Source organism: Ensifer sp. PDNC004, assembly GCF_016919405.1.
In the GTDB taxonomy this organism is placed as follows: Bacteria; Pseudomonadota; Alphaproteobacteria; order Rhizobiales; family Rhizobiaceae; genus Ensifer.
Genome location: NZ_CP070353.1, coordinates 1294149 through 1318045, shown reverse-complemented (window position 1 = coordinate 1318045; position 23897 = coordinate 1294149). Strand labels below are relative to the sequence as shown.

The following is a 23897-nucleotide window of genomic DNA, read 5'->3' as shown; positions in this document are numbered from 1 at the left end:
GCAGACCGTGCCGGATATTCGTTCGCCGGGGCAGTTGGACAAACCCGTGCGGCCGCAAGCCGCATGGCATGGACCTTTGTTTGCGTTGACCACCCGCAACCCAGCCGCTAGCGTGCGGCTTCCAGTAAGAGGAGCGTCGTCCAATGCGCCAGTAATGCCCGGTGAAAACCGAATCGCCTCAACTTCGCTTGCGAAGGGGATGGACGATGGCATTGCTGCGATCCGCATCGACGGACGAACGCCAGGGCATTTCTGCCTGCGATCTCCATTCGCCTTCATGAGCGGTCATATCAGGACAAAGTTTCCAGGGACCGAACATGCAAGATATTTCCTCCTTCAATCTCGATATCATCGATCACAATCGCCAGGCGTGGGACCGGCAGGCAAGCCAGGACTGCGAATGGTCGCGTCCGGTCACGCCGGAGATGATCGCCGACGCCCGCAAGGGTCAATGGCAGGCGCGGCTGACGCCCGGTGACTTGCCTGAGGGGTGGTTGCCCGACGTCAAGGGTAAGAGGATCCTCTGCCTGGCGTCCGCGGGTGGGCAGCAGGCACCGATCCTGGCTGCGGCCGGTGCCGATGTTACGGTCTTCGACATCTCCGAGGGACAGCTCGAACAGGATCGGCGCGTCGCCGAACGCGAAGGGTTGCCGCTTTTGACCGTGCAGGGCGACATGCGGGACCTCTCTGTCCTTGCCGACGAAACCTTCGATATCGTGTTTCACCCCATCTCGAACCTCTACGTTCCGGATATCCGTCCGGTCTGGCGGGAGTGCCACCGGGTGCTGAAAACAGGCGGTCGGCTGCTTTCGAGCTTCTACAATCCGATCGTTTTCGTCGGCGACCGCGATCCGGCCCATGCGGAAAAGGGTCTTATCCGCCCGGCCTACCGGCTCCCCTTTGCCGAAGCGGAGCATCTCCCTCCCGATGTCGTGCAGGCCAAGGTCGGGCGCGGCGAGGCCCTGGTGTTCGGGCATAGCCTTTCTCAGCAGATCGAGGGGCAATTGCACGCCGGTTTCCTGTTGGCCGGCTTTCACGAGGATTGGCAGCCGTCGGCTCGTTTCCTGATCGACAGGTTCGTGCCGACCTTCATCGCCACCTTCGCCATCAAGAGCGATCGTCGCCCCTGATGGAGTGAGCCCGGTGTCCCGGCCGGGCCGAAGGCTTACGCGCAACAAGAGCAACCGCAGCGGCCGGTAGGGGGCTGCGGTTGTCGAACCCGGTTTCGTCGCCGCCTATTTACCTCGCGTTACTGTTACGTACTCGCCAAAGCATCGTTTTCGTACTTTCCTGTTCATCAGCGAAACTGGAAAGGGGTCAATCCGTATGCGCTTCATCGCTTTGTTGTTCGTGCCTTTGGCGGTCGCCGTGCTGGGGCTCTCGGGTTGTGCCTCGACGTCCTCGACCAATACGTCCTACACGCAGCCCCAGACCTTCGCCCCCGGTCTCGGTGCGGGGAACACGGCCAACGCCACGACGGCGCCGGGCTACTACTGACCTTCCGGCGGTCCGCCTTCTGTCGGCAAGCATAATCCGCGGCGGGGCAGCCGGCCGCGGATGGTTCACGTTTGTGGCAACGGCCCGAGCCCGGACCGTCGATCCGCTCCCTGGCGGTGACCCGGCTTGCATTCGCCGGCCAAAAGTTGCAAACAGCGGCGAACCATCAGGGAACACGCCATGAGCCTCTCCAAGCGCACCACCCGCCCGCTCGATCACCTCGTGCTGCCGGTGGATACGCTTACCCAGGCGCGGCGCCGGCTTTCCGATCTCGGCTTCACGGTCGCGGACGATGCTCGCCATCCCTTCGGCACCGAAAATGCCTGCGTCTTTTTTGCCGACGGCACCTATCTCGAACCGCTCGCCATCGCGTCCCGCGAGGAATGCGAGGCGGCCGCACTCGACGGCAACGCCTTTGTGGCGCGCGATCAGGCTTTCCGGTTCCGCCAAGGCCCGGAAGGTCTTTCGGCGCTGGTCTTCGGCACCGAGGACGCGGCGAGCGATCATATCCGCTTTCGGGCGTGCGGCATCTCCGGCGGTGACATGCTGGAATTCTCCCGGCCGATGAAGCTGCCGGATGGCCGTGAGGGCCTGGGCTCCTTCCGCCTGGCCTTTGCCGCGGATCTTCGCGCGCCGGATCTCTTTCTCTTCAACTGTCAGCGCGTTCGCGCGCTCCCCACCGATCGGGCGGCGCTGGAACGGCACGAAAACGGTGTGATCGGCATAAGCGAAGTGGTGCTGTCGGAAGCCAATCCGACCGATTTCCAGTATCTGCTGCAGGAAGCGGTCGATGAGCGCGAGGTTTCGGCGCATTCCTTCGGCATGGATGTCGCGACCACCAACGCCAAGATCTCGGTGCTGAACGCCGCCGGCATGGAGGCCTTCTTCGGTCGCTCGGTGCGCAGTGCCGAACGGGGCTTGCGCGGGCGGGCGGTCGTCTTCCGGGTTGCCGATCTCGAAGCGACGCGGGCGCTGTTCGCCGACAACGATATCGAATTTGCAGAAATGGGCGGGCGCCTCATTGTTCCCGAAATGCCGGGGCAAGGGGTGATCTTCGCGTTTGGAGCTTGATGATGAAAACCAATGCCAGAGTCGTGGTCGGTGAGGGCGCCCGTCAGGTCGCCTTCGCACAGACCGAGAAGTTGTCGCTGATCGCTGGCCCCTGCCAGATGGAGAGCCGTGAACACGCCTTCATGATGGCGGGCGCGCTCTCGGAACTCTGCAACAAGCTCGGCCTCGGCCTCGTCTACAAGTCCTCCTTCGACAAGGCCAACCGCACCTCGCTTTCGGGCAAGCGTGGCATCGGCCTCGACAAGGCGATGGAAATCTTCGCCGACCTCAAAAAGGAATTCGGCTTTCCGGTTCTAACCGACGTGCACACCGAAGAGCAATGTGCTCTGGTCGCGCCGACGGTCGACATTCTGCAGATCCCGGCCTTCCTGTCGCGCCAGACCGATCTTCTGGTCGCAGCCGCCAAGACCGGCCGCGCGATCAACGTCAAGAAGGGCCAGTTCCTGGCGCCTTGGGACATGAAGAACGTGTTGGCGAAGTTCACCGAGAGCGGCAACCCCAATGTCATGCTCTGCGAGCGTGGCGCTTCCTTCGGCTACAACACGCTGGTCTCCGACATGCGCTCGCTGCCGATCATGGCTTCGCTCGGCGCGCCGGTCGTCTTTGATGCGACGCATTCGGTTCAGCAGCCGGGCGGGCAGGGGGGCTCTTCGGGCGGTCAACGAGAATTCGTCGAGACCCTGGCGCGTGCGGCCGTTGCGGTTGGCGTCGCAGGTGTGTTCGTCGAGACGCACGAAGACCCTGATAATGCGCCGTCGGACGGCCCGAACATGGTGCATCTAAAGGACATGCCGCGGCTGCTCGAAAAGCTGCTGGCGTTCGACGCGATCGCCAAGGGCTGAGCCCCGCGACGCTTCGTGAAATTTTCATGAACCGCAATGGCGCGGTTGTTTTTGCATATTGCGCGCCATTGTAATTTCGAGGCCTTGGCGTATGACAGGCCCCGACCACCCACCGTCCTCAACAGGGAAGAGATCATGACTGCAATCATCGACATCATCGGCCGAGAAATTCTGGACAGCCGCGGCAACCCGACCGTCGAGGTCGACGTGTACCTGGAAGACGGAAGCTTCGGTCGCGCGGCAGTCCCGTCGGGCGCCTCGACCGGTGCGCATGAGGCTGTCGAGCTGCGCGATGGTGGAACGCGTTACCTCGGCAAGGGCGTCGAGCGCGCCGTCGAAGCCGTCAACGGCGAGATCTTCGAAGCGATCGGCGGTCTCGATGCCGAGAACCAGATCCAGATCGACAAGACCATGATCGAGCTCGACGGCACGGCGAACAAGTCGCGCCTCGGCGCCAACGCCATCCTCGGCGTTTCGCTTGCCGTTTCCAAGGCCGCCGCTGAAGCTGCCGGCCTGCCGCTCTACCGCTACGTCGGCGGCCCGAACGCCCACGTTCTGCCGGTTCCGATGATGAACATCATCAACGGCGGTGCACACGCGGACAACCCGATCGACTTCCAGGAATTCATGATCGTTCCGGTTGGCGCCGACACGATGCGTGATGCCGTGCGCATGGGCTCGGAAGTGTTCCACACCCTGAAGAAGCAGCTCGCAGCCGACGGTCACAACACCAATGTCGGCGACGAAGGCGGCTTCGCGCCGGGTCTCGCCTCTGCTCCGGCAGCCCTCGACTTCATCATGAAGTCGATCGAAAAGGCTGGCTACAAGCCGGGCGAAGACATGTTCATCGCGCTCGATTGCGCCGCGACCGAATTCTTCAAGGACGGCAAGTACGTTCTCGAAGGTGAAGGCCGCACGCTCGAGCCGGGCGCAATGGCTGAATACCTGGCGGAACTCGCTGCCAAGTACCCGATCTTCTCGATCGAAGACGGTATGGCCGAAGACGACTGGGATGGCTGGAAGGCAGTGACCGACCTCATCGGCAACAAGTGCCAGCTCGTCGGCGACGACCTGTTCGTCACCAACTCGGCCCGCCTGCGCGACGGCATCAAGATGGGCGTTGCCAACTCGATCCTCGTCAAGGTCAACCAGATCGGCTCGCTGTCGGAAACGCTCGACGCCGTCGAGACCGCACACAAGGCACGCTACACCGCCGTCATGTCGCACCGCTCGGGCGAAACCGAAGACGCGACGATCGCCGATCTCGCGGTCGCCACCAACTGCGGCCAGATCAAGACCGGCTCGCTCGCCCGTTCGGACCGGCTCGCAAAGTATAACCAACTGATCCGCATCGAAGAGCAGCTCGGCCTGCAGGCGAAGTACGCCGGCCGTTCGATCCTGCGTGGCTGATCGCCGCCTGATTTCCGTCTGAAAATCGAACCCGCCCACACGGTCCCGTGTGGGCGGGTTTCTATTTTCCTGCCGTTCATGGTCAACGGTCGGTTAATCAATCGCCGCTAATCTGATTGCCGTACTGCGTATCAGGGCGTGAATGCATGTGGACACGGCATCATAAGAAACGGAAACTGGGTCGGCTGGTGATGCCGCTGATCGCGGTCGCCTTTCTCTCCTACTTCGGCTATCATTCCATTCACGGCGGCTATGGCCTGAAGGCGACCGAGCAATTCGATCGCCAGATCGTCGAGCGGCAGGCGCGGCTGGATAAGCTCACGAAACAGCGGTTGATCCTTGAAAAGGAGGTTCAGCTGATGAGTGATGGGTCGCTGGAAAGGGACATGCTGGATGAAAAGGCTCGCCTCGCGCTCAACATGTCGCGAAGTGACGAGATCGTTATTTTTCACCGCGCCGCAAATTAACCTGAATTCAGTTAATTGAAATTTGTAAAGTAAAATCAATTGTTTGCATGGAATGCGAGCCATGCAAATATGGCATTGCTGTGTCTGCTTTCTTTCCCTATGGTAACCGCAAAAGGCTAACCATTGGGAGGAACGAATGGCTCCGCGAAAATCCGCGTCCGTTTCCAGCCGCAAGAGTGCCGCAAAGCCGGCGAAGAAAGACTTCAATGGCGGCACGTTCGCCGAATTCTCCAAACAGGAAGATCTGAGTGCCTACCGCGAAATGCTGCTGATCCGGCGTTTCGAGGAGAAGGCCGGCCAGCTCTATGGCATGGGCTTCATCGGCGGCTTCTGTCACCTCTACATCGGCCAGGAAGCTGTCGTCGTCGGCATGCAGATGGCGCTGAAAGAAGGCGACCAGGTCATCACCGCCTACCGTGACCATGGCCACATGCTGGCCTGCGGCATGAGCGCCCGCGGCGTCATGGCCGAACTCACCGGTCGTCGCAGCGGTCTTTCCAAGGGGAAGGGCGGCTCGATGCACATGTTCTCCAAGGAAAAGCACTTCTACGGCGGTCACGGCATCGTCGGCGCCCAGGTGTCGCTCGGCACCGGTCTTGCTTTCGCCAACCGCTATCGCGGCAACGACAACGTGTCCGTTGCCTATTTCGGTGACGGCGCTGCCAACCAGGGCCAGGTCTACGAAAGCTTCAACATGGCGCAGCTCTGGAAGCTGCCGGTGATCTACGTGATCGAGAACAACCGCTACGCCATGGGTACGTCCGTTTCGCGCGCTTCGGCACAGACCGACTTCTCGCAGCGCGGGGTCTCCTTCAACATTCCCGGCTTCCAGGTGGACGGCATGGACGTGCGTGCGGTCAAGGCCGCCGGCGACGAGGCTGTTGAGCATTGCCGTTCGGGCAAGGGGCCGATCATCCTCGAGATGCAGACCTATCGCTATCGCGGTCACTCGATGTCCGACCCGGCGAAGTATCGCTCGAAGGACGAAGTGCAGAAGATGCGCTCGGAGCATGACCCGATCGAGCAGGTGAAGGCGCGTCTGACCGAAAAGGGTTGGGCGAACGAGGACGAACTGAAGCAGATCGACAAGGACGTCCGCGACATCGTTGCCGACAGCGCCGATTTTGCCCAGGCCGATCCGGAGCCGGATGCATCCGAGCTCTACACCGACATCCTGCTTTGATCCGGGGAGGGACAAACATGCCAGTAGAAATTCTTATGCCTGCCCTTTCCCCGACCATGGAGGAAGGCACGCTCTCGAAATGGCTGAAGAACGAGGGCGACAAGGTCACCTCCGGTGACGTCATTGCCGAGATCGAGACCGACAAGGCGACGATGGAAGTCGAAGCCGTTGACGAAGGCACGATCGGCAAGCTCTTGATCGCCGCCGGCACCGAAGGCGTCAAGGTCAACACCCCGATCGCCGTGCTGCTGCAGGACGGCGAAGGCGCAGGCGATATCGCCGCTCCGAAGGCCGAAGCACCGAAGGCAGCTGCTGCCGAAGCGCCGGCCGCTTCCGCGCCGGCTTCGGTTGCAGCCCAGCCGAAGGTCGAAGTTGCCGCTGATCCGGCGATCCCCGCCGGCACCGAAATGGTCACCATGACCGTTCGTGAAGCGCTTCGTGATGCGATGGCCGAAGAAATGCGCGCCAGCGACGACGTCTTCGTCATGGGCGAAGAAGTCGCCGAATACCAAGGCGCCTACAAGATCACCCAAGGCCTCTTGCAGGAATTCGGTGCACGTCGCGTCATCGATACCCCGATCACCGAGCACGGCTTTGCCGGCGTCGGCGTCGGCGCTGCCATGACCGGTCTGCGCCCGATCGTCGAGTTCATGACCTTCAACTTCGCCATGCAGGCGATCGACCAGATCATCAACTCCGCTGCCAAGACGCTCTACATGTCCGGTGGCCAGATGGGCGCGCCGATCGTCTTCCGTGGCCCGAGCGGTGCCGCTGCCCGCGTGGCCGCCCAGCACTCGCAGTGCTACGCCGCCTGGTACAGCCATATCCCGGGTCTGAAAGTCGTCATGCCCTACACGGCCGCCGACGCCAAGGGCCTGCTCAAGGCTGCGATCCGCGATCCGAACCCGGTCATCTTCCTCGAAAACGAAATCCTCTACGGTCACTCGTTCGAAGTGCCGAAGCTTGACGATTTCGTTCTGCCGATCGGCAAGGCCCGTATCCACAAGGTCGGCAAGGATGCGACGATCGTCTCCTTCGGCATCGGCATGACCTACGCCGTCAAGGCAGTTGCCGAACTCGAAGCGCAAGGCATCGACGTCGAACTGATCGACCTGCGCACCATCCGTCCGATGGACCTGCCGACGGTCATCGAATCCGTCAAGAAGACCGGCCGTCTCGTCACCGTCGAAGAAGGCTACCCGCAGTCTTCCGTCGGCACCGAAATCGCGACCCGCGTCATGCAGCAGGCCTTCGACTACCTTGACGCTCCGATCCTGACGATCGCCGGCAAGGACGTGCCGATGCCTTACGCCGCGAACCTCGAGAAGCTGGCGCTTCCGAACGTCGCAGAGGTTGTCGATGCGGTGAAAGCCGTTTGCTACAAATAAGGGGAGGGCCCTTCGATGCCTATCAACATCACAATGCCTGCCCTCTCCCCGACGATGGAAGAAGGCAATCTGGCCAAGTGGCTGGTCAAGGAAGGCGATAAGGTCAAGTCCGGCGACGTGATCGCCGAGATCGAGACCGACAAGGCGACGATGGAAGTCGAAGCCGTCGACGAAGGCACCGTTGCCAAACTCGTCGTCCCCGCCGGCACCGAAGGCGTCAAGGTCAACGCGCTGATCGCCGTCCTCGCCGCCGATGGCGAGGATGTCGCTGCCGCCGCCAAGGGCGGCAACGGCGCGGCAGCACCGGCACCTGCCGCCAAGGCTGAAGCGCCTGCACCGGCAGCGCCGAGCGCTCCGGCTGCGGCTCCCGCACCGGCTGCTTCTGCACCGGCTCCGGCTGCGCAGCCTGCAAAGGCCGAAGGTGGCGCGCGCGTGTTCTCTTCGCCGCTCGCCCGTCGCCTTGCCAAGGACGCCGGCATCGATCTTTCGGCGATTGCAGGTACCGGCCCGCATGGCCGCGTCATCAAGAAGGACGTTGAAGCTGCCGTTTCCGGTGGCACCGCCAAGCCCGCCGCCGCACCGGCTGCCGGCGCTGCTGCTCCTGCAGCCGCTCCGCTTGCCAAGGGCCCGTCGGACGACGCCGTTCTCAAGCTCTTCGAGCCGGGTTCCTACGAGCTCGTGCCGCATGACGGCATGCGCAAGACGATCGCCAAGCGTCTCGTCGAATCCAAGCAGACGATCCCGCACTTCTACGTGTCGGTCGATTGCGAACTCGACGCGCTGCTGGCGCTGCGCGCACAGCTCAATGCCGCTGCTCCCGAGCAGGGCGGCAAGCCGGTCTACAAGCTCTCCGTCAACGACATGGTCATCAAGGCCCTGGCGCTGGCACTGCGCGACGTTCCGAACGCGAACGTTTCCTGGACCGAAAGCAACATGGTCAAGCACAAGCACGCCGACGTCGGTGTTGCCGTGTCGATCCCCGGCGGCCTGATCACCCCGATCGTGCGCCAGGCGGACCTGAAGAGCCTGTCGGCCATCTCCAACGAGATGAAGGACCTCGGCCAGCGCGCCAAGGACCGCAAGCTGAAGCCTGAGGAATACCAGGGCGGCACCACTGCCGTCTCGAACATGGGCATGATGGGCGTCAAGAACTTCGCCGCCGTCGTCAACCCGCCGCACGCCACGATCCTGGCGATCGGTGCCGGCGAGGAACGCGTCGTCGTGAAGAACAAGCAGATGGTCATCGCCAATGTCATGACCGTCACGCTCTCGACCGACCATCGCGCCGTCGATGGCGCGCTCGGCGCCGAACTGCTCGGTGCCTTCAAGCGCTACATCGAAAACCCGATGGGCATGCTGGTCTGAGTTGGATAAGGACCGGCCTTTGGGCCGGTCCGTTCCTTTTCGCGTAGTCGAAGGCGGGCCCGGACGATGAAAATAGTTCTCTGCTATGGCGACAGTCTGACCTGGGGCTATGATGCTACCGATGGCGGGCGTCATGCGCTTGCCGATCGCTGGCCAAGCGTATTGCAGAAGGCACTCGGCCCGGACGTCCAGGTCATTGCCGAAGGGCTGAACGGCCGCACCACCGCCTATGACGATCATCTCGCCGATTGCGACCGCAACGGCGCCAAGGTGCTGCCGACGGTGCTGCACAGCCACGCCCCGCTCGATCTCGTCATTCTGCTGCTCGGCGCCAACGACATGAAGCCGATCATTCACGGGACCGCGTTCGGTGCCGTGCAAGGGATCGAGCGTCTCGTCAGCCTGGTGCGCCGGCATGATTGGCCGGTCGCTGGCGAAGAAGGCCCGGAGATCCTGATCGTATCGCCGCCGCAGCTCTGCGAAACGGCCAATACCGGGTTTGCTGCCATGTTTGCCGGCGGCATCGAACAGTCGGCGATGCTGGCGCCACTTTACCGTGACCTCGCCGACGAACTCGATTGCGGCTTCTTCGATGCTGGCTCGGTGGCGGAGACCACGCCGCTCGATGGCGTACATCTCGATGCGGAAAATACGCGAGCGATCGGCCGCGGCCTGGAACCGGTCGTGCGGATGATGCTCGGGGTGTGAGCATGGTGGGGGGCGTCACCATACGTCCGGCGGAAAGACGTGAGGCGGCGGAACTCGCCATCCTCGTCGACATCGCCGCGCATGGCTTTGCCTCCTGGCTTTGGTACGGCGCGGTTCAGCATGGGGTGACGGATACGGCCTTCGAGCGCGGCCGTAACAAGCTGCGCGAGGAGCCCGGCCCGGGGAATTGGCGCGATGCGCTGGTTGCCGAGATCGATGATGAGGTTGCCGGACTGTCGGTCGGCTATGGGATCGGGCCGGAAGCGGCTGAGATTACGGCCAGGCACCCGGTTCTCGAGCCCCTGCTGGCGCTGCAGAGGCAGATCGTCGGGCACTGGTTCATCGAGAGCCTCGGCGTCTATCGCCATCAGCGCGGTCGCGGGATCGGCAAGGCGCTCTTGGCAAAGGAATTCGAACGCGCCGGATCGGCGCCGGTGAGCCTGATCACCGAAAGCCACAACGTGAGGGCGCAGGCACTATACAGGGCAAACGGCTTCGGCGAGGCAGCGCGCGTCGAAGCGGTTCCGCTCTTTGAGGAAAGCAAGAAACACGACTGGGTGCTCTTCACCCGCAAGGTCGCTTGAGACAAAGGCAGGAAACACATGGCTGAGAATTACGACGTCATCGTCATCGGTTCGGGTCCGGGGGGCTATATCGCCGCCATTCGTGCGGCACAGTTGGGTCTCAAGACCGCGGTCGTCGAGCGCGAGCATCTGGCCGGCATCTGCTCCAACTGGGGCTGCATCCCGACCAAGGCGCTGCTGCGCTCCGCTGAGGTTCTTCATTATGCCCAGCATCCGGGCAGCTATGGCATCAAGATCGAGGGCACGGTGACGCCGGATCTGAAGGCGATCGTCGCCCGCTCGCGCGGCATTGCCGAGCGCATGAACGGCGGCGTCGGCTTCCTGATGAAGAAGAATAAGGTCGACGTGATCTGGGGCGAAGCCAAGCTGACGAAGCCGGGCGAGATCGTCGTCGGCAAGTCGACGAAGCCCGTCGTCCAGCCGCAGGCGCCGCAGCCGAAGAACACCAAGGGTGAGGGCACCTACACCGCCAAGCACATCATCATTGCCACCGGCGCCCGTCCGCGCGCGCTGCCGGGCATCGAGCCCGATGGCAAGCTGATCTGGACCTATTTCGAGGCGATGAAGCCCGAGGAAATGCCGAAATCGCTGCTGGTCATGGGCTCGGGCGCGATCGGTATCGAGTTCGCCTCGTTCTACCGCACCATGGGTGTCGACGTGACGGTCGTCGAAGTCATGCCGAACGTCATGCCGGTCGAAGACGCCGAGATCTCGGGCATTGCCAAGAAGCAGTTCGAAAAGCAGGGCATGAAGATCCATCTCCAGGCCAAGGTGACGAAGGTCGAGAAGGCTGCCAACTCGATCACCGCCCATGTCGAGATGAAGGATGGCAAGGTCGAAAAGATCACCGCCGATCGCATGATCTCGGCCGTCGGCGTCCAGGGCAACATCGAGAACCTCGGCCTCGAAACGCTCGGCGTGAAGACCGACCGCGGCTGCATCGTCATCGACGGCTACGGCAAGACCAACGTTCCCGGCGTCTACGCGATCGGTGACGTTGCCGGCCCGCCGATGCTCGCCCACAAGGCCGAGCACGAAGCCGTCATCTGCGTCGAGAAGATCGCCGGCCTGCCGAACGTGCACCCGATGGACAAGCTGAAGATCCCGGGCTGCACCTATTGCCACCCGCAGGTCGCTTCGGTCGGTCTGACGGAAGCTAAGGCCAAGGAACTCGGCCGCGACATTCGCGTCGGCCGCTTCCCCTTCGTTGCCAACGGCAAGGCGATTGCGCTCGGCGAGGACCAGGGCCTGGTCAAGACGATCTTCGACAAAAAGACCGGCGAGCTGCTCGGCGCCCACATGGTCGGTGCCGAAGTCACCGAACTGATCCAGGGTTTTGTCGTCGCGATGAACCTCGAGACGACCGAGGAAGACCTGATGCACACCATCTTCCCGCATCCGACGATCTCGGAGACGATGAAGGAAAGCGTGCTCGACGCCTACGGCCGCGCGCTCAACGCCTAAAGGGTGTAGCGACGGAACTTTTCACGCGGCTTCGGCATTGATTACTGCCTCGTTTTCAATGCACGGAGATAACAATGAGCGTGAACGGCGTCGGTATTCTGGCTGCGATCATCATCGGCGGTTTGGCCGGGTGGCTCGCAGAGAGGTTCATGAACAGCGACATGGGGCTGTTCATGAACATACTGCTCGGCATCATCGGCGCGGTGGTGCTGAACTTTATCCTGGCGGCCTTCGGCATGACCTTTGGCGGCTGGGTTGCCTATCTGGTCATCGGCTTCATCGGCGCCTGCCTGCTGATCGCCGTTGGTCGCGCCGTCAAACGATAGCCTGCCGGGCCATCTGCGCTTCCGTCGGGCGTGATATGAAGACGGCCTGACATTTGCCATCGGGCCGTCTATATAGAGCGAAAATGGGTCACCCGGCCTGATGCCGGCCCCGCCGCGACGAGGAAGACAGTATGGTAACGGTATTCGATGCCGTCTCTGACCGGGCGCAACGCGTCCGCCATCCGGAAAAGGCGCACAAGCCCGACACGGAAGTGATGCGCAAGCCGGAGTGGATCCGCGTCAAGGCGCCGATGTCCAAGGGCTATATGGAGACCCGCGAGCTGGTGCGGTCGCATAAGCTCGTGACCGTGTGCGAAGAAGCCGGCTGCCCGAACATCGGCGAGTGCTGGGACAAGAAGCACGCCACCTTCATGATCATGGGTGAGATCTGTACCCGCGCCTGCGCTTTCTGCAACGTCGCGACCGGCAAGCCGAATGCGCTGGACATGGAAGAGCCGGCGAACATCGCCAAGGCCGTCAAGCAGATGGGCCTCAGCCACGTGGTCATCACCTCGGTCGACCGCGACGACCTGGAAGATGGTGGCGCCGAGCACTTCGAGAAGGTGATCTGGGCGATCCGCGAAGCATCGCCTTCGACGACCATCGAGATCCTGACGCCGGACTTCCTGAAGAAGCCGGGCGCGCTCGAGCGTGTCGTTGCTGCCAAGCCCGACGTCTTCAACCACAATATGGAAACCGTACCGGGCAACTACCTGACGGTCCGTCCGGGTGCACGCTACTTCCACTCCGTCCGACTGCTGCAGCGCGTGAAGGAACTGGACCCGACCATGTTCACCAAGTCAGGCATCATGGTTGGCCTCGGTGAAGAGCGCAACGAAGTGCTGCAGCTGATGGATGACCTGAGAACCGCTGACGTCGACTTCCTGACGATCGGCCAGTACCTGCAGCCGACCCGCAAGCACCACAAGGTCGAAGCGTTCGTGACGCCCGAGGAGTTCAAGTCCTACGAGACCGTCGCCTACACCAAGGGCTTCCTGATGGTGTCGTCGAGCCCGCTGACGCGCTCCTCGCACCACGCCGGCGACGACTTCGCCCGCCTGCGCGCGGCTCGCGAGAAGAAGCTGGCGGCCGTGGCAGGCTGATAGCCCGGCTTTCAAAAGATACCGAAACTCCGGCCCCGCGCCGGAGTTTCACATTGGGTTTCGTTCTTCCCGAATTCCGCGGGAGTCTCCATGAACCAGCCGTCAAAACCGGCAAGCGTCAACTATGTCGACGATGCCGTTGCCGCCGACCATATTCGCAGTGCCAGGCGTATCCTCGTTGTCGGGTGCTCCGGCGGCGGCAAGTCGACGCTTTCACTGAAGCTCGCCCGTCAGTTCCAGCTAGCTTATATTTCGATCGATCGCGATATCCGCTGGTTGCCGGGTTGGGCCGAGCGTGACCGGGCGGAGCAGCGCCAGCGCATTGTCGAGAGGATCGCCGCCGATCGCTGGGTCATGGATGGCACCAGTCCGTCCTCATTCGATATCCGGGTGCCAAGAAGCGACATCGTGATCTGGGTGCGCATGCCGCGGCTTGTCTGCATACGTGGCGTCGTTACCCGCTGGCTGAAACACTTCGGCCGCACCCGCCCGGAGATGGCGCCGGGGTGCATCGAAAAGGTCGATTGGGATTTCCTTCAATTCATCTGGACGTTCGAGCAGAAATTTACGCCGCACATCGTCGCAGGTCTGGCAAAGCACGGCCCCGACGTGCCGGTTCTGCAGCTGAAATCGCGCCGCCAGATACGCAGGCTCCTTGATCTTCTCGGTTCTCCCGCTTAACTCCCCTTTATGCCGCATTTCGAAACCAACCACGTCGTCAAGCACACCGCAGACCAGATGTTCGATCTCGTTGCCGACGTCGAAAAGTATCCGCAGTTTCTGCCGCTCTGTGAGGCGCTGAAAGTACGTTCCCGCAAGGAACGTGACGGCAAGATGCTGCTGCTTGCCGACATGACCGTCGGTTACAAGGCGATCCGAGAGACCTTCACGACGCAGGTGCTGTTGAACAAGGCCGAGCGCACCATCGATGTGAAGTACATCGACGGGCCGTTCAAATATCTCGACAACCGCTGGCGCTTCGAGCCCTCGGGCGAGGGGCAGTCGGTCGTGCATTTCGACATCGACTACGAATTCAAGAGCCGCATTCTCGGCGCGCTGATGGGCTCGATGTTCGATCGCGCGTTTCGCATGTTTTCCGACGCCTTCGAAAAGCGCGCCGACAGCATCTATTCGGCCTGAGCGATCTGCATCAGCATCTCGAGCGCGGTGCGCACCGTCGCAAGCCTGACGTTGCTGCGGCCGATATCGCCGTAGCGCATCTCCCGGTGCAGCAGCCCGCCGTTTCGGCCGGCTGCGGCCAGATGCACCAGCCCGACCGGCTTGTCAGCCGACCCGCCGCTCGGTCCGGCAATGCCCGTGACGGCCACTGCGAAATCGGCCGCAGAATGCTGAACGGCACCCTCGGCCATCTCGACAGCCGTCTGTCGCGCGACGGCGCCATGGGCGGCGAGCGTTGCCGCCTCGACGCCGAGCATTGCGACCTTCGCCTCGTTGGAATAGGTGACGAAGCCACGATCGACGACGGCGGACGAGCCGGATATTTCGGTGAGCGCGCCGGCGATCAGGCCGCCGGTGCACGATTCAGCCGTCGCGACCTTGAAGCCCTTCACGCTGAACGCAGCGATGATCTGCCCGGCCTGGACTTCGATATCGGCGGGCCACATCAGGTGAGGGTCCCATAGATGACGGTGGCCGTTGCGATCGCCGCGATGCCTTCATCGCGCCCGACGAAGCCGAGACGTTCGTTGGTGGTCGCCTTGACCGAGCAGCGGTCGAGCGAAATGTCCAGCATGTCGGCAAGGTTCTCCCGCATCGTCTGGCGGTGCGGACCGACCTTCGGCGCCTCCGCGATCAGCGAAACATCGGCGTTGGTGATGACGCCGCCGCGCTCGCGCACGATCTTTGCCGCATGTTCCAGGAAGATGCGCGACGGCGCGCCTTTCCATTGCGGCTCCGACGGTGGGAAATGATCGCCAATGTCGCCGGCGCCGCAGGTGGCCAGCAGCGCATCGGTGAGCGCATGCAGCGCCACGTCGGCATCGGAATGGCCGGAGAGTTTCTTGGTGTGCGCAATGAAGACGCCGCAGAGCGTGACACCGTCGCCCTCGACGAGCTGGTGCACGTCGTAGCCGTTGCCCGTGCGCACATCGGGCAGGGCAATGCGCTTGAGTTTCTCGTCGGCCATGGCGATATCCCTTTTCAGCGTAAGCTTGACATTGTCGACGGCGCCTTCGACGAGCACGACCTTGAGGCCGGCCCATTCGGCGATCGACGCGTCGTCGGTGAAATCCGTGCGGCCGCTTCTTGCCGCATCCCGGTGGGCGGCAAGAATGGCCTGGAGATCGAAGGTCTGCGGCGTCTGCGCACCATAAAGGCCGTCGCGGGGCACGGTTTCCGTGACCATGCCATCCTTGCCGGCACGCTTCAGCGTGTCTGCAACGGCGACTGCCGGCAGCACGGCCTTGACGTCCTCACTCAGTGCCGCAGCGCAGCGCGACAGCAGTGCGTGATCGGCAAAGGGGCGCACCGCGTCGTGGATCATCACGCGGCGCGCGCCGATGTCGGCCAGGGCCTCAAGGCCGGCGAGCACCGATATTTGCCGGGTCGCGCCGCCGTGGACGATGATTACGTCGTTGGCCGCGGAGCGCTTGCGTGCAGCGTCAAACAGCGCCTCGTCGTCTGGATGGATGACGACGACGATCGGGCCGCCGTCCGGCCATGTCGCGAAAGTGTCAAGCGTATGGGCGATAACGGGGCGGTCGCCGATGGTTCGGTATTGCTTCGGACCCTCGGCCGATTGTCCGGCGCGTTCGCCGCGTCCTGCCGCAACGATAACGACGCCGCACTTGAGCTGTTCTTGAGGCTGCATTTTCTGTATGAGGTCCCGCATTCGCCGATCTTCGCCGTGATGTACCGCGAAGGGTCGTGCTTTGCCAGCCGAGCTTAGAATTTTGCGCGCCGCGCCGAAATCGCTTGGCAAGTCCGAGAACAATGTCTAAAAATAGTGCAGGAACAACATGTGCCTGAAAGATATGCATTTGCCAATTCCGGCTCTTTCGTCTCCGCTTCGCATCGGATCCATCGAAATCCGCAACCGGGTTGCGCTCGCGCCGATGTCCGGCGTCACCGACCTACCATTCCGGCGGCTTGCCTGGCGCTTCGGCGCGGGTTTCGTCGTCACCGAAATGGTGGCGAGCCGTGAACTGGTCGGTAATGCCCAGGAATCCTGGGCGCGGCTGAAGAACTCCGGGATCAAGCCGCATATCGTCCAGCTTGCGGGCCGCGAGGCGCATTGGATGGCGGAGGCGGCGAAGATCGCCGCCGACAATGGCGCCGACATCATCGACATCAATATGGGCTGCCCGGCAAAGAAAGTGACGGGCGGTTATTCCGGATCGGCCCTGATGCGCGACCCCGATCATGCTTTGTCGCTGGTCGAGGCGACCGTCAACGCCGTCGATGTGCCGGTGACGCTGAAAATGCGGCTTGGATGGGACGAAAACTCGATCAACGCGCCGCTGATTGCCAAGCGGGCGCAAGAGGCAGGCGTGAAGGCGATCACCGTGCACGGTCGCACGCGCATGCAGTTCTACAACGGCAAGGCGGATTGGGATGCGATCCGGCTGGTTCGCGAGGTCGTTACCGCGCCGCTGGTCGCCAATGGTGACGTGGAGACGGTTGCCGACGCCGAGGAGACCCTTCGCCGATCGGGCGCGGACGCCGTCATGGCCGGCCGTTCCTCCCAAGGGCGCCCGTGGCACGTCGGCCTCCTTGCTGGCGCCGTGAAGCATCCATCGCCGGCGGAGGTCGCCGATATCTTTGCGGAGCACTACGAAATGATGCTCGAATTCTATGGCGTCGAGGTCGGCCTTCGGCATGCCCGTAAGCATGTTGCATGGTACCTCGATCGAGCCGCCCCTGACATGGCGGGGAGTGAAAAGGCGGCAATCCTGACATCGACCGATGCTCGTTTCGTCCGCGACAGGGCTCGCGCGGCGATGCTCGATGCCGACCCGGGCAAACCGGAAGGCGAGGCGGTCGCGGAAGGAATTGCGGCATGACCGAGAAACCGAGCATGCCGGATGCCGTCGCCAACGGCCTGTCGATGGCGGTATTGAACGCCATCCAGAACCCGGTGATCATGGTCGATGCCAAGGGGCTCGTCGCCTTTGCCAACTGGGAGGCCGAATCGTTTTTCGGCGCCAGCGCCAACCACCTGGCGCGCCACGACATCAGTGCCTTCATTCCCTTTGGTAGCCCGCTGCTGACGCTGATCGAGCAGGTGCGCGAGCGCAAGGCGCCGGTCAACGAGTATCGCGTCGACCTGAGTTCGCCGCGCCTTGGCGCCGACAAGCTGGTCGACCTCTATGTCGCCCCGGTGCTGTCTGAGCCGGGTGCGGTCGTCGTCGTCTTCCAGGAGCGCTCGATGGCAGACAAGATCGACCGGCAGCTGACGCATCGCGGCGCTGCCCGTTCGGTCACCGGTCTTGCCTCGATGCTGGCGCATGAAATCAAGAACCCGCTCTCGGGCATTCGCGGTGCGGCGCAGCTGCTGGAGGCTTCGGCGAACGACGAAGACCGCGCTCTGACGCGGCTGATCTGCGACGAGACCGACCGCATCGTTTCGCTGGTCGATCGCATGGAGGTGTTTTCCGACGAACGCCCCGTCGATCGCGTACCGCTCAACATCCATTCGGTGCTCGACCACGTGAAGGCGATCGCGAAGGCGGGGTTTGCCCGCCACATCAAGTTCGCCGAGCACTACGATCCGTCGCTGCCGCCGGTCTATGCCAACCGTGATCAGCTGGTTCAGGTGTTCCTGAACCTGATCAAGAACGCGGCCGAAGCGATCGGCGAGCGCCACGACGGCGAAATCCTGCTGACGACCGCCTACCGGCCGGGCATTCGCCTGTCGGTTGCCGGGACGCGCGAGAAGATCTCGCTGCCGCTGGAATTCTGCGTGCACGACAATGGCCCAGGCGTCCCTCAGGACCTGCTGCCGCTCTTGTTTGACCCCTTCATCACCACCAAGACCAATGGTTCAGGCCTGGGTCTCGCTCTGGTTGCCAAGATCATCGGCGGCCATGGCGGGATCGTCGAATGCGACAGCCAGCAGAACCGCACCACCTTCCGCGTGCTGATGCCTGCCTCCAAGGGCCAGGCCGCGGATGACGACGACATGCCGATGACAAAAGGAAACCTTGCATGACCGGTGCCACGATCCTCGTCGCGGATGACGACGCCGCCATTCGCACCGTGCTGAACCAGGCGCTGAGCCGCGCCGGCTACGATGTCCGCATCACCTCCAACGCGGCGACGCTGTGGCGCTGGATTGCGGCGGGCGATGGCGACCTGGTCGTGACCGACGTGGTAATGCCGGACGAGAACGCCTTCGATCTTCTGCCGCGCATCAAGAAGGCGCGTCCCGACCTGCCGGTGCTGGTCATGAGCGCCCAGAACACGTTCATGACGGCGATCAAGGCGTCGGAGAAGGGGGCCTACGACTATCTGCCGAAGCCCTTCGATCTGACTGAACTGATCGGCATCATCGGCCGGGCGCTGTCGGAGCCGAAGCGCCGGCCGGCAAAGCTCGACGACGATACCCAGGACGGTATGCCGCTGGTCGGTCGTTCGGCGGCGATGCAGGAAATTTACCGGGTGCTCGCGCGCCTGATGCAGACCGATCTGACGCTGATGATCACCGGCGAGTCCGGCACCGGCAAGGAGCTGGTCGCCCGCGCGCTGCATGATTATGGCAAGCGCCGCAACGGCCCGTTCGTCGCGATCAACATGGCGGCGATCCCGCGCGACCTGATCGAATCGGAGCTCTTCGGCCACGAGAAGGGTGCCTTCACCGGCGCGCAGATGCGCTCGACCGGTCGCTTCGAGCAGGCTGAGGGCGGGACGCTCTTCCTCGACGAGATCGGCGACATGCCGATGGATGCGCAGACGCGTCTTTTGCGCGTGCTGCAGCAGGGGGAATATACGACCGTCGGCGGACGCACGCCGATCCGCTCCGATGTGCGCATCGTCGCGGCAACCAATAAGGACCTGAAGCAGTCGATCAATCAGGGCCTTTTTCGTGAAGACCTCTATTATCGCCTGAACGTGGTGCCGCTTCGGCTGCCGCCCCTGCGCGACCGTGCCGAGGACATTCCGGACCTCGTGCGCCATTTCGTCCAGCAGGCCGAGAAGGAGGGCTTGGACGTCAAGCGCTTCGACCATGAGGCGCTGGAACTGATGAAGGCGCATCCCTGGCCGGGCAACGTGCGCGAGCTGGAGAACCTGGTGCGGCGCCTGACGGCACTTTATCCACAGGACGTCATCAGCCGTGAGATCATCGAAAACGAGCTTCGCTCCGAGATTCCGGACAGCCCGATCGAGAAGGCGGCGGCACGCCCCGGCTCGCTGACGATTTCGCAGGCGGTCGAAGAAAACATGCGCCAATATTTCGCAAGCTTCGGTGAGGCCTTGCCGCCGGCTGGCCTTTACGACCGGGTGCTGGCGGAAATGGAGTATCCGCTGATCCTTGCGGCGCTTACCGCCACTCGCGGCAACCAGATCAAGGCGGCCGATCTGCTCGGCCTCAACCGCAACACGCTGCGCAAGAAGATCCGCGAGCTCGGTGTTTCGGTCTATCGCAGCTCACGCAGCGCTTGACTTGGCCACACCCACCGTTGCATTTTCGCCACAATGCGTTGCTTGAACGGATAACGGCCGCCGAATCGCGCGTCGTTGCCGTCCTGGTCAATCGATTTGACCCAATCGATTGACGGGGGTGCAGCGCGGCAGCCCAGCTGGGTGGTGAGGTCAACCTTTGACCCGAGAATGCAAGTAAAAGATGCCGTCGCCGGCTGGCGACGGTTGGGGGAACGCTTTTCATGGTGGACGCAATGGCCTTGCCGCTGGGCACAGATGAGGGACTGGCGGCGCAGGATCGTCGTGGGTCCTTTGCCCTGCCGGGCCTGATGTTGGCAACCGGCGCGCTGATCTGCGCGACCGTCTCCCTGCTCGTGCTTCTCGGTCTGACGCCCATCAAGCTCGAACGAAATGTCGTCATCGCCTGCGCGGCGATCAATAGCCTCTTTGTCGTCGGCCTCATCTATCTGATTGCCCGCGAAATCCTGCGTCTCCTGCGCGCCCGCCACAAGGGGCGCGCAGCTGCACGCCTGCACGTGCGCATCGTCGCGCTGTTTTCGATCGTCGCGATCACGCCGGCGGTGCTCGTCGCGATCTTTGCCAGCATCACGCTGGATGTCGGCCTCGACCGCTGGTTCTCGCTCCGAACCCAGGCGATCGTCCGCTCCTCGATCAACGTCGCGCAGGCCTATGTGCTCGAAAATGCGAGCTATCTGCAGGGCCAGACCGTGTCGATGGCCAACGACCTCGAACGCAATCGCCAGCTCTACAGCCTCGACCGTACGGGCTTTGCCGAGCTGATGACCCGACAGGCGCGGGGACGCGGTATGCTGGGCGCCTTTCTTGTGCGCGCCGACGGCAGCCCCATCGTGCAGGCCAGCATCTCGACCGACCGCCCGCTACCGGCCATTCCCCCGGATGCATTGAAGAGCTCCGTCTCCGGCCAGCCGACCCTGATTCCGCCGGGCATCACCAACCTTGTCGGCGCGGTCATCCCGCTCGACGACATTCCCGGCACCTTCCTCTACACGGTTCGCAATGTCGACCCGGAGGTCATGCGCTCGCTCCGGCTGATGGAGGAGAACACCGCCGAGTACAAGATGCTCGAGGCCGGGCGAACCTTCACCCAGGTCGCCTTCGGCGTGCTCTATATCGGCTTTGCCCTCATCGTATTGCTTGCCGCGATCTGGACCGCCATCGCGGTCGCCGACCGGATTGTCCGGCCCATCCGCCAGCTCATCGGTGCCGCCGACAGCGTTGCCTCCGGTAATCTCGACGTCGTCGTGCCGGTCCGCGCCGTCGATGGCGACGTCGGTAATCTCTCGCGAACCTTCAACAAGATGGTTTCGGAGATCCGCAGCCAGCAGGAGCAGATCCTGGAGGCCAAGGACGAAGTCGACCACCGCCGCCGCTTCATCGAGGCCGTTCTTTCGGGCGTGACTGCGGCCGTCATCGGTGTCGGGCGCGATCGCCAGATCACCATCGCCAACCCGTCGTCCGAGGATTTCCTGAAGAAGGCGGCGCCGGATCTTCTCGGTGCTGACCTGCGGGAGGTCGCACCGGAGATCGAGGAGGTCCTGGTCGAGGCCGAAGGCCGCCATCGCAACGATTACCGCAAGCAGATCAACGTCATGCGCGGCGGAACCGAGCGCACGCTGAACGTGCAGGTGACGCGGGAAGAGGGCGGCGAGGCGAACGAATCCTACGTCATCACCATCGACGACATCACCGATCTCGTCATCGCCCAGCGCTCGACCGCCTGGGCCGACGTGGCGCGCCGCATCGCGCACGAGATCAAGAACCCGCTGACGCCGATCCAGCTTTCCGCCGAGCGCCTGAAGCGACGCTACGGCAAGCAGATCAATCAGGACGACAAGGCGGTCTTCGATCAGTGCACCGATACGATCGTGCGCCAGGTGGAAGACATCGGCCGCATGGTGGACGAGTTCTCGGCCTTCGCGCGCATGCCGAAGCCGACAAAGGAACGGGCGGATCTTCGCGCGATCCTGAAGGATGCAGTGTTCCTGCGCGAAATGGGCAACAACCATATCAACTTCGTGCGCGACTTTGGCGAGGAGCCGCTTGAGGGCCTGTTCGACGAGCGCATGCTCGGCCAGGCCTTCGGCAACATCGTCAAGAATGCCGTCGAATCGATCGAGGCGGTGCCGTCGGACGCTGTCCGCGGCCAGCCTGTTATCGTGGCGCGTGCGCGAAGCGATGCGGCGACCGGCCTGTTCGTCGTCGATATCATCGACAACGGCAAGGGCCTGCCCACCGAAAACCGGCACCGTATTTTGGAGCCATACATGACGATGCGCGAGAAGGGCACGGGCCTGGGTCTCGCCATCGTCAAGAAGATCATTGAGGACCATGGCGGACAATTGGAATTGCACGACGCGCCAGCCGAATACGACGGCGGTGTCGGGGCGATGATCCGCGTGATCCTGCCGCCTGCCGGAGAAACCGGGGGCGAAGAGAGCTTGAAGGATAAGGGTGCGAGCGATGGCCGCTGATATTCTGGTTGTGGACGATGAGGAAGATATCCGCGAGATCGTGTCGGGTATCTTGTCCGACGAGGGGCACGAAACGCGCACCGCCTTCGACAGTGACAGCGCGCTGGCGGCGATCAGCGATCGTGTGCCGCGGCTGGTCTTCCTCGACATCTGGATGCAGGGAAGCCGCCTCGACGGTCTGGCGCTGCTCGACGAGATCAAGGGACGCCACCCGGATCTGCCGGTCGTCATGATTTCCGGCCACGGCAACATCGAAACCGCGGTCAACGCCATCAAGCGTGGCGCCTATGATTTCATCGAAAAGCCGTTCAAGGCGGACCGCCTGATCCTGATCGCCGAGCGGGCGCTGGAGAACTCCAAGCTCAAGCGCGAAGTCTCGGAACTGAAGAAGAAGTCCGGCGACCCGGTCGAACTGATCGGCACGTCCGTTGCCGTCTCGCAGCTTCGCCAAACGGTCGAAAAGGTTGCGCCGACCAACAGCCGCATCATGATCCAGGGGCCTTCGGGTTCCGGCAAGGAACTGGTCGCGCGCATGATCCACCGCAAGTCGACGCGGTCCACTGGGCCGTTCGTGGCGCTGAACGCAGCGGCGATCACGCCGGACCGGATGGAAATCGCGCTGTTCGGGACCGAAGGCACGCCGGGCCAGCCGCGCCGCACGGGCGCGCTTGAGGAAGCTCATGGCGGCATCCTCTATCTCGACGAGATTGGCGAGATGCCGCGCGAGACGCAGAACAAGATCCTGCGCGTGCTCGTCGACCAGCAGTTCGAGCGTGTCGGCGGCACCAAGCGCGTGAAGGTCGACGTCCGCATCATCTCGTCGACTGCCTACAACCTCGAAAACATGATCTCCGAGGGCCTGTTCCGCGAAGACCTCTTCCACCGGCTGGCCGTCATTCCGGTTCGCGTCCCGGCGCTGGCCGAGCGGCGCGAGGACATTCCGTTCCTCGTCGACATGTTCATGCGCCAGGTCAGTGAGCAGGCCGGCATCCGTCCGCGCAAGATCGGTGACGACGCGCTGGCGGTGCTTCAGGCGCATGATTGGCCGGGCAACATCCGCCAGCTTCGCAACAACATCGAGCGGTTGATGATCCTTGCGCGCAGCGACGGTCCGGATACGCCGATCTCGGCCGACATGCTGCCGACGGAAGTGGGCGACACGCTGCCGAAGATCTCGGCGCAGGGCGACCAGCACATCATGACGCTGCCGTTACGCGAGGCTCGCGAAATGTTCGAACGTGATTATCTGATCGCGCAGATCAACCGATTCGGCGGCAACATTTCGCGCACGGCGGAATTTGTCGGCATGGAGCGGTCGGCACTGCATCGGAAGCTGAAGTCGCTGGGCGTGTGACCGGAATTCCCGGCCAACCCGC

23 protein-coding genes are annotated in these 23897 nt (G+C 63.0%); 21 read left to right on the top strand and 2 right to left on the bottom strand.

Annotated features, from left to right (window positions below; all coding sequences use genetic code 11):
• Positions 1–317: 317 nt before the first annotated feature.
• The 16 genes from JVX98_RS14590 to JVX98_RS14515 all read left to right on the top strand — a co-directional run bounded on the left by JVX98_RS14590 (position 318) and on the right by JVX98_RS14515 (position 14548).
• Positions 318–1130 (top strand): class I SAM-dependent methyltransferase, encoded by an 813-nt coding sequence (locus JVX98_RS14590; protein WP_205239055.1) that lies wholly within the window; start codon positions 318–320, stop codon positions 1128–1130.
• Between the two features lie 196 nt (positions 1131–1326).
• Complete coding sequence (locus tag JVX98_RS14585; RefSeq protein ID WP_156134117.1) at positions 1327–1497, top strand: hypothetical protein; 171 nt, start codon at positions 1327–1329, stop codon at positions 1495–1497.
• Positions 1498–1677: 180 nt separating this feature from the next.
• Positions 1678–2568: a VOC family protein gene (locus tag JVX98_RS14580; protein ID WP_205239054.1), complete on the top strand. Its 891-nt coding sequence runs from the start codon at positions 1678–1680 to the stop codon at positions 2566–2568.
• Positions 2568–3410: a 3-deoxy-8-phosphooctulonate synthase gene (gene kdsA, locus JVX98_RS14575; protein ID WP_162731872.1), complete on the top strand. Its 843-nt coding sequence runs from the start codon at positions 2568–2570 to the stop codon at positions 3408–3410. Before JVX98_RS14580 ends, kdsA begins: the two co-directional genes overlap by 1 nt.
• Before the next feature lie 135 nt (positions 3411–3545).
• Entirely contained in the window at positions 3546–4820 is a 1275-nt protein-coding gene (gene eno / locus JVX98_RS14570) for a phosphopyruvate hydratase (RefSeq protein WP_034795843.1), read from the top strand.
• 146 nt (positions 4821–4966) lie between these two features.
• Positions 4967–5287, top strand: a complete 321-nt coding sequence (locus tag JVX98_RS14565) for a septum formation initiator family protein (protein ID WP_192447137.1) — start codon at positions 4967–4969, stop codon at positions 5285–5287.
• Between the two features lie 136 nt (positions 5288–5423).
• Complete coding sequence (gene pdhA, locus JVX98_RS14560; RefSeq protein ID WP_192446000.1) at positions 5424–6470, top strand: pyruvate dehydrogenase (acetyl-transferring) E1 component subunit alpha; 1047 nt, start codon at positions 5424–5426, stop codon at positions 6468–6470.
• Between the two features lie 17 nt (positions 6471–6487).
• Complete coding sequence (locus JVX98_RS14555) at positions 6488–7858, top strand: pyruvate dehydrogenase complex E1 component subunit beta (protein ID WP_205239053.1); 1371 nt, start codon at positions 6488–6490, stop codon at positions 7856–7858.
• Positions 7859–7873: 15 nt separating this feature from the next.
• Positions 7874–9223 (top strand): pyruvate dehydrogenase complex dihydrolipoamide acetyltransferase, encoded by a 1350-nt coding sequence (locus tag JVX98_RS14550; protein ID WP_205239052.1) that lies wholly within the window; start codon positions 7874–7876, stop codon positions 9221–9223.
• Positions 9224–9289: 66 nt separating this feature from the next.
• Positions 9290–9931 (top strand): SGNH/GDSL hydrolase family protein, encoded by a 642-nt coding sequence (locus JVX98_RS14545; protein WP_205239051.1) that lies wholly within the window; start codon positions 9290–9292, stop codon positions 9929–9931.
• Between the two features lie 2 nt (positions 9932–9933).
• On the top strand, positions 9934–10515 hold the full coding sequence (locus JVX98_RS14540) for a GNAT family N-acetyltransferase (protein ID WP_192446003.1): 582 nt from the start codon (positions 9934–9936) through the stop codon (positions 10513–10515).
• Between the two features lie 18 nt (positions 10516–10533).
• The gene (gene lpdA / locus JVX98_RS14535) at positions 10534–11979 is read left to right on the top strand and encodes a dihydrolipoyl dehydrogenase (RefSeq protein ID WP_192446004.1); all 1446 of its coding nucleotides are present in this window, start codon (positions 10534–10536) and stop codon (positions 11977–11979) included.
• A gap of 74 nt (positions 11980–12053) precedes the next feature.
• Positions 12054–12305 carry a GlsB/YeaQ/YmgE family stress response membrane protein gene (locus JVX98_RS14530; protein ID WP_192446005.1) on the top strand — a complete coding sequence of 84 codons (252 nt, stop codon included), beginning with the start codon at positions 12054–12056 and terminating at the stop codon, positions 12303–12305.
• 131 nt (positions 12306–12436) lie between these two features.
• Positions 12437–13408 (top strand): lipoyl synthase, encoded by a 972-nt coding sequence (lipA, locus tag JVX98_RS14525; RefSeq protein ID WP_192446006.1) that lies wholly within the window; start codon positions 12437–12439, stop codon positions 13406–13408.
• A gap of 90 nt (positions 13409–13498) precedes the next feature.
• Positions 13499–14089: an AAA family ATPase gene (locus JVX98_RS14520; protein WP_205239050.1), complete on the top strand. Its 591-nt coding sequence runs from the start codon at positions 13499–13501 to the stop codon at positions 14087–14089.
• A 9-nt stretch (positions 14090–14098) separates the two neighbouring features.
• Entirely contained in the window at positions 14099–14548 is a 450-nt protein-coding gene (locus JVX98_RS14515; RefSeq protein ID WP_192446008.1) for a type II toxin-antitoxin system RatA family toxin, read from the top strand.
• Here JVX98_RS14515 and JVX98_RS14510 read toward each other — a convergent pair.
• Positions 14536–15033 carry a CinA family protein gene (locus JVX98_RS14510; protein ID WP_205239049.1) on the bottom strand — a complete coding sequence of 166 codons (498 nt, stop codon included), beginning with the start codon at positions 15031–15033 and terminating at the stop codon, positions 14536–14538. The genes JVX98_RS14515 and JVX98_RS14510 overlap by 13 nt on opposite strands.
• A complete protein-coding gene (locus tag JVX98_RS14505; RefSeq protein WP_371826564.1) occupies positions 15033–16238 on the bottom strand; it encodes a bifunctional 2-C-methyl-D-erythritol 4-phosphate cytidylyltransferase/2-C-methyl-D-erythritol 2,4-cyclodiphosphate synthase in 1206 nt (401 codons plus the stop codon). The genes JVX98_RS14510 and JVX98_RS14505 overlap by 1 nt, the downstream gene beginning before the upstream one ends.
• A gap of 148 nt (positions 16239–16386) precedes the next feature.
• On the opposite strand from JVX98_RS14505, the gene dusB reads away from it, so the two are divergent.
• From dusB to ntrX, 5 genes are all read left to right on the top strand, one after another.
• Entirely contained in the window at positions 16387–17430 is a 1044-nt protein-coding gene (gene dusB, locus JVX98_RS14500; RefSeq protein WP_205239047.1) for a tRNA dihydrouridine synthase DusB, read from the top strand.
• Positions 17427–18578 (top strand): nitrogen regulation protein NR(II), encoded by a 1152-nt coding sequence (locus JVX98_RS14495; protein ID WP_192446012.1) that lies wholly within the window; start codon positions 17427–17429, stop codon positions 18576–18578. The genes dusB and JVX98_RS14495 overlap by 4 nt, the downstream gene beginning before the upstream one ends.
• Entirely contained in the window at positions 18575–20029 is a 1455-nt protein-coding gene (gene ntrC / locus JVX98_RS14490; RefSeq protein ID WP_034795776.1) for a nitrogen regulation protein NR(I), read from the top strand. Before JVX98_RS14495 ends, ntrC begins: the two co-directional genes overlap by 4 nt.
• A 221-nt stretch (positions 20030–20250) precedes the next feature.
• Positions 20251–22521: a PAS domain-containing sensor histidine kinase gene (locus JVX98_RS14485; RefSeq protein WP_205239046.1), complete on the top strand. Its 2271-nt coding sequence runs from the start codon at positions 20251–20253 to the stop codon at positions 22519–22521.
• Positions 22511–23875 carry a two-component system response regulator NtrX gene (ntrX, locus tag JVX98_RS14480; RefSeq protein WP_060582471.1) on the top strand — a complete coding sequence of 455 codons (1365 nt, stop codon included), beginning with the start codon at positions 22511–22513 and terminating at the stop codon, positions 23873–23875. The genes JVX98_RS14485 and ntrX overlap by 11 nt, the downstream gene beginning before the upstream one ends.
• Positions 23876–23897 lie beyond the last annotated feature (22 nt).

Coding starts and splice junctions, on each gene's coding strand:
- JVX98_RS14590 (WP_205239055.1), top strand. CDS start 318: ATGCAAGATATTTCCTCCTTCAATCTCGATATCATCGATCACAATCGC.
- JVX98_RS14585 (WP_156134117.1), top strand. CDS start 1,327: ATGCGCTTCATCGCTTTGTTGTTCGTGCCTTTGGCGGTCGCCGTGCTG.
- JVX98_RS14580 (WP_205239054.1), top strand. CDS start 1,678: ATGAGCCTCTCCAAGCGCACCACCCGCCCGCTCGATCACCTCGTGCTG.
- kdsA (WP_162731872.1), top strand. CDS start 2,568: ATGATGAAAACCAATGCCAGAGTCGTGGTCGGTGAGGGCGCCCGTCAG.
- eno (WP_034795843.1), top strand. CDS start 3,546: ATGACTGCAATCATCGACATCATCGGCCGAGAAATTCTGGACAGCCGC.
- JVX98_RS14565 (WP_192447137.1), top strand. CDS start 4,967: ATGTGGACACGGCATCATAAGAAACGGAAACTGGGTCGGCTGGTGATG.
- pdhA (WP_192446000.1), top strand. CDS start 5,424: ATGGCTCCGCGAAAATCCGCGTCCGTTTCCAGCCGCAAGAGTGCCGCA.
- JVX98_RS14555 (WP_205239053.1), top strand. CDS start 6,488: ATGCCAGTAGAAATTCTTATGCCTGCCCTTTCCCCGACCATGGAGGAA.
- JVX98_RS14550 (WP_205239052.1), top strand. CDS start 7,874: ATGCCTATCAACATCACAATGCCTGCCCTCTCCCCGACGATGGAAGAA.
- JVX98_RS14545 (WP_205239051.1), top strand. CDS start 9,290: ATGAAAATAGTTCTCTGCTATGGCGACAGTCTGACCTGGGGCTATGAT.
- JVX98_RS14540 (WP_192446003.1), top strand. CDS start 9,934: ATGGTGGGGGGCGTCACCATACGTCCGGCGGAAAGACGTGAGGCGGCG.
- lpdA (WP_192446004.1), top strand. CDS start 10,534: ATGGCTGAGAATTACGACGTCATCGTCATCGGTTCGGGTCCGGGGGGC.
- JVX98_RS14530 (WP_192446005.1), top strand. CDS start 12,054: ATGAGCGTGAACGGCGTCGGTATTCTGGCTGCGATCATCATCGGCGGT.
- lipA (WP_192446006.1), top strand. CDS start 12,437: ATGGTAACGGTATTCGATGCCGTCTCTGACCGGGCGCAACGCGTCCGC.
- JVX98_RS14520 (WP_205239050.1), top strand. CDS start 13,499: ATGAACCAGCCGTCAAAACCGGCAAGCGTCAACTATGTCGACGATGCC.
- JVX98_RS14515 (WP_192446008.1), top strand. CDS start 14,099: ATGCCGCATTTCGAAACCAACCACGTCGTCAAGCACACCGCAGACCAG.
- JVX98_RS14510 (WP_205239049.1), bottom strand. CDS start 15,033: ATGTGGCCCGCCGATATCGAAGTCCAGGCCGGGCAGATCATCGCTGCG.
- JVX98_RS14505 (WP_371826564.1), bottom strand. CDS start 16,238: ATGCAGCCTCAAGAACAGCTCAAGTGCGGCGTCGTTATCGTTGCGGCA.
- dusB (WP_205239047.1), top strand. CDS start 16,387: ATGTGCCTGAAAGATATGCATTTGCCAATTCCGGCTCTTTCGTCTCCG.
- JVX98_RS14495 (WP_192446012.1), top strand. CDS start 17,427: ATGACCGAGAAACCGAGCATGCCGGATGCCGTCGCCAACGGCCTGTCG.
- ntrC (WP_034795776.1), top strand. CDS start 18,575: ATGACCGGTGCCACGATCCTCGTCGCGGATGACGACGCCGCCATTCGC.
- JVX98_RS14485 (WP_205239046.1), top strand. CDS start 20,251: ATGGTGGACGCAATGGCCTTGCCGCTGGGCACAGATGAGGGACTGGCG.
- ntrX (WP_060582471.1), top strand. CDS start 22,511: ATGGCCGCTGATATTCTGGTTGTGGACGATGAGGAAGATATCCGCGAG.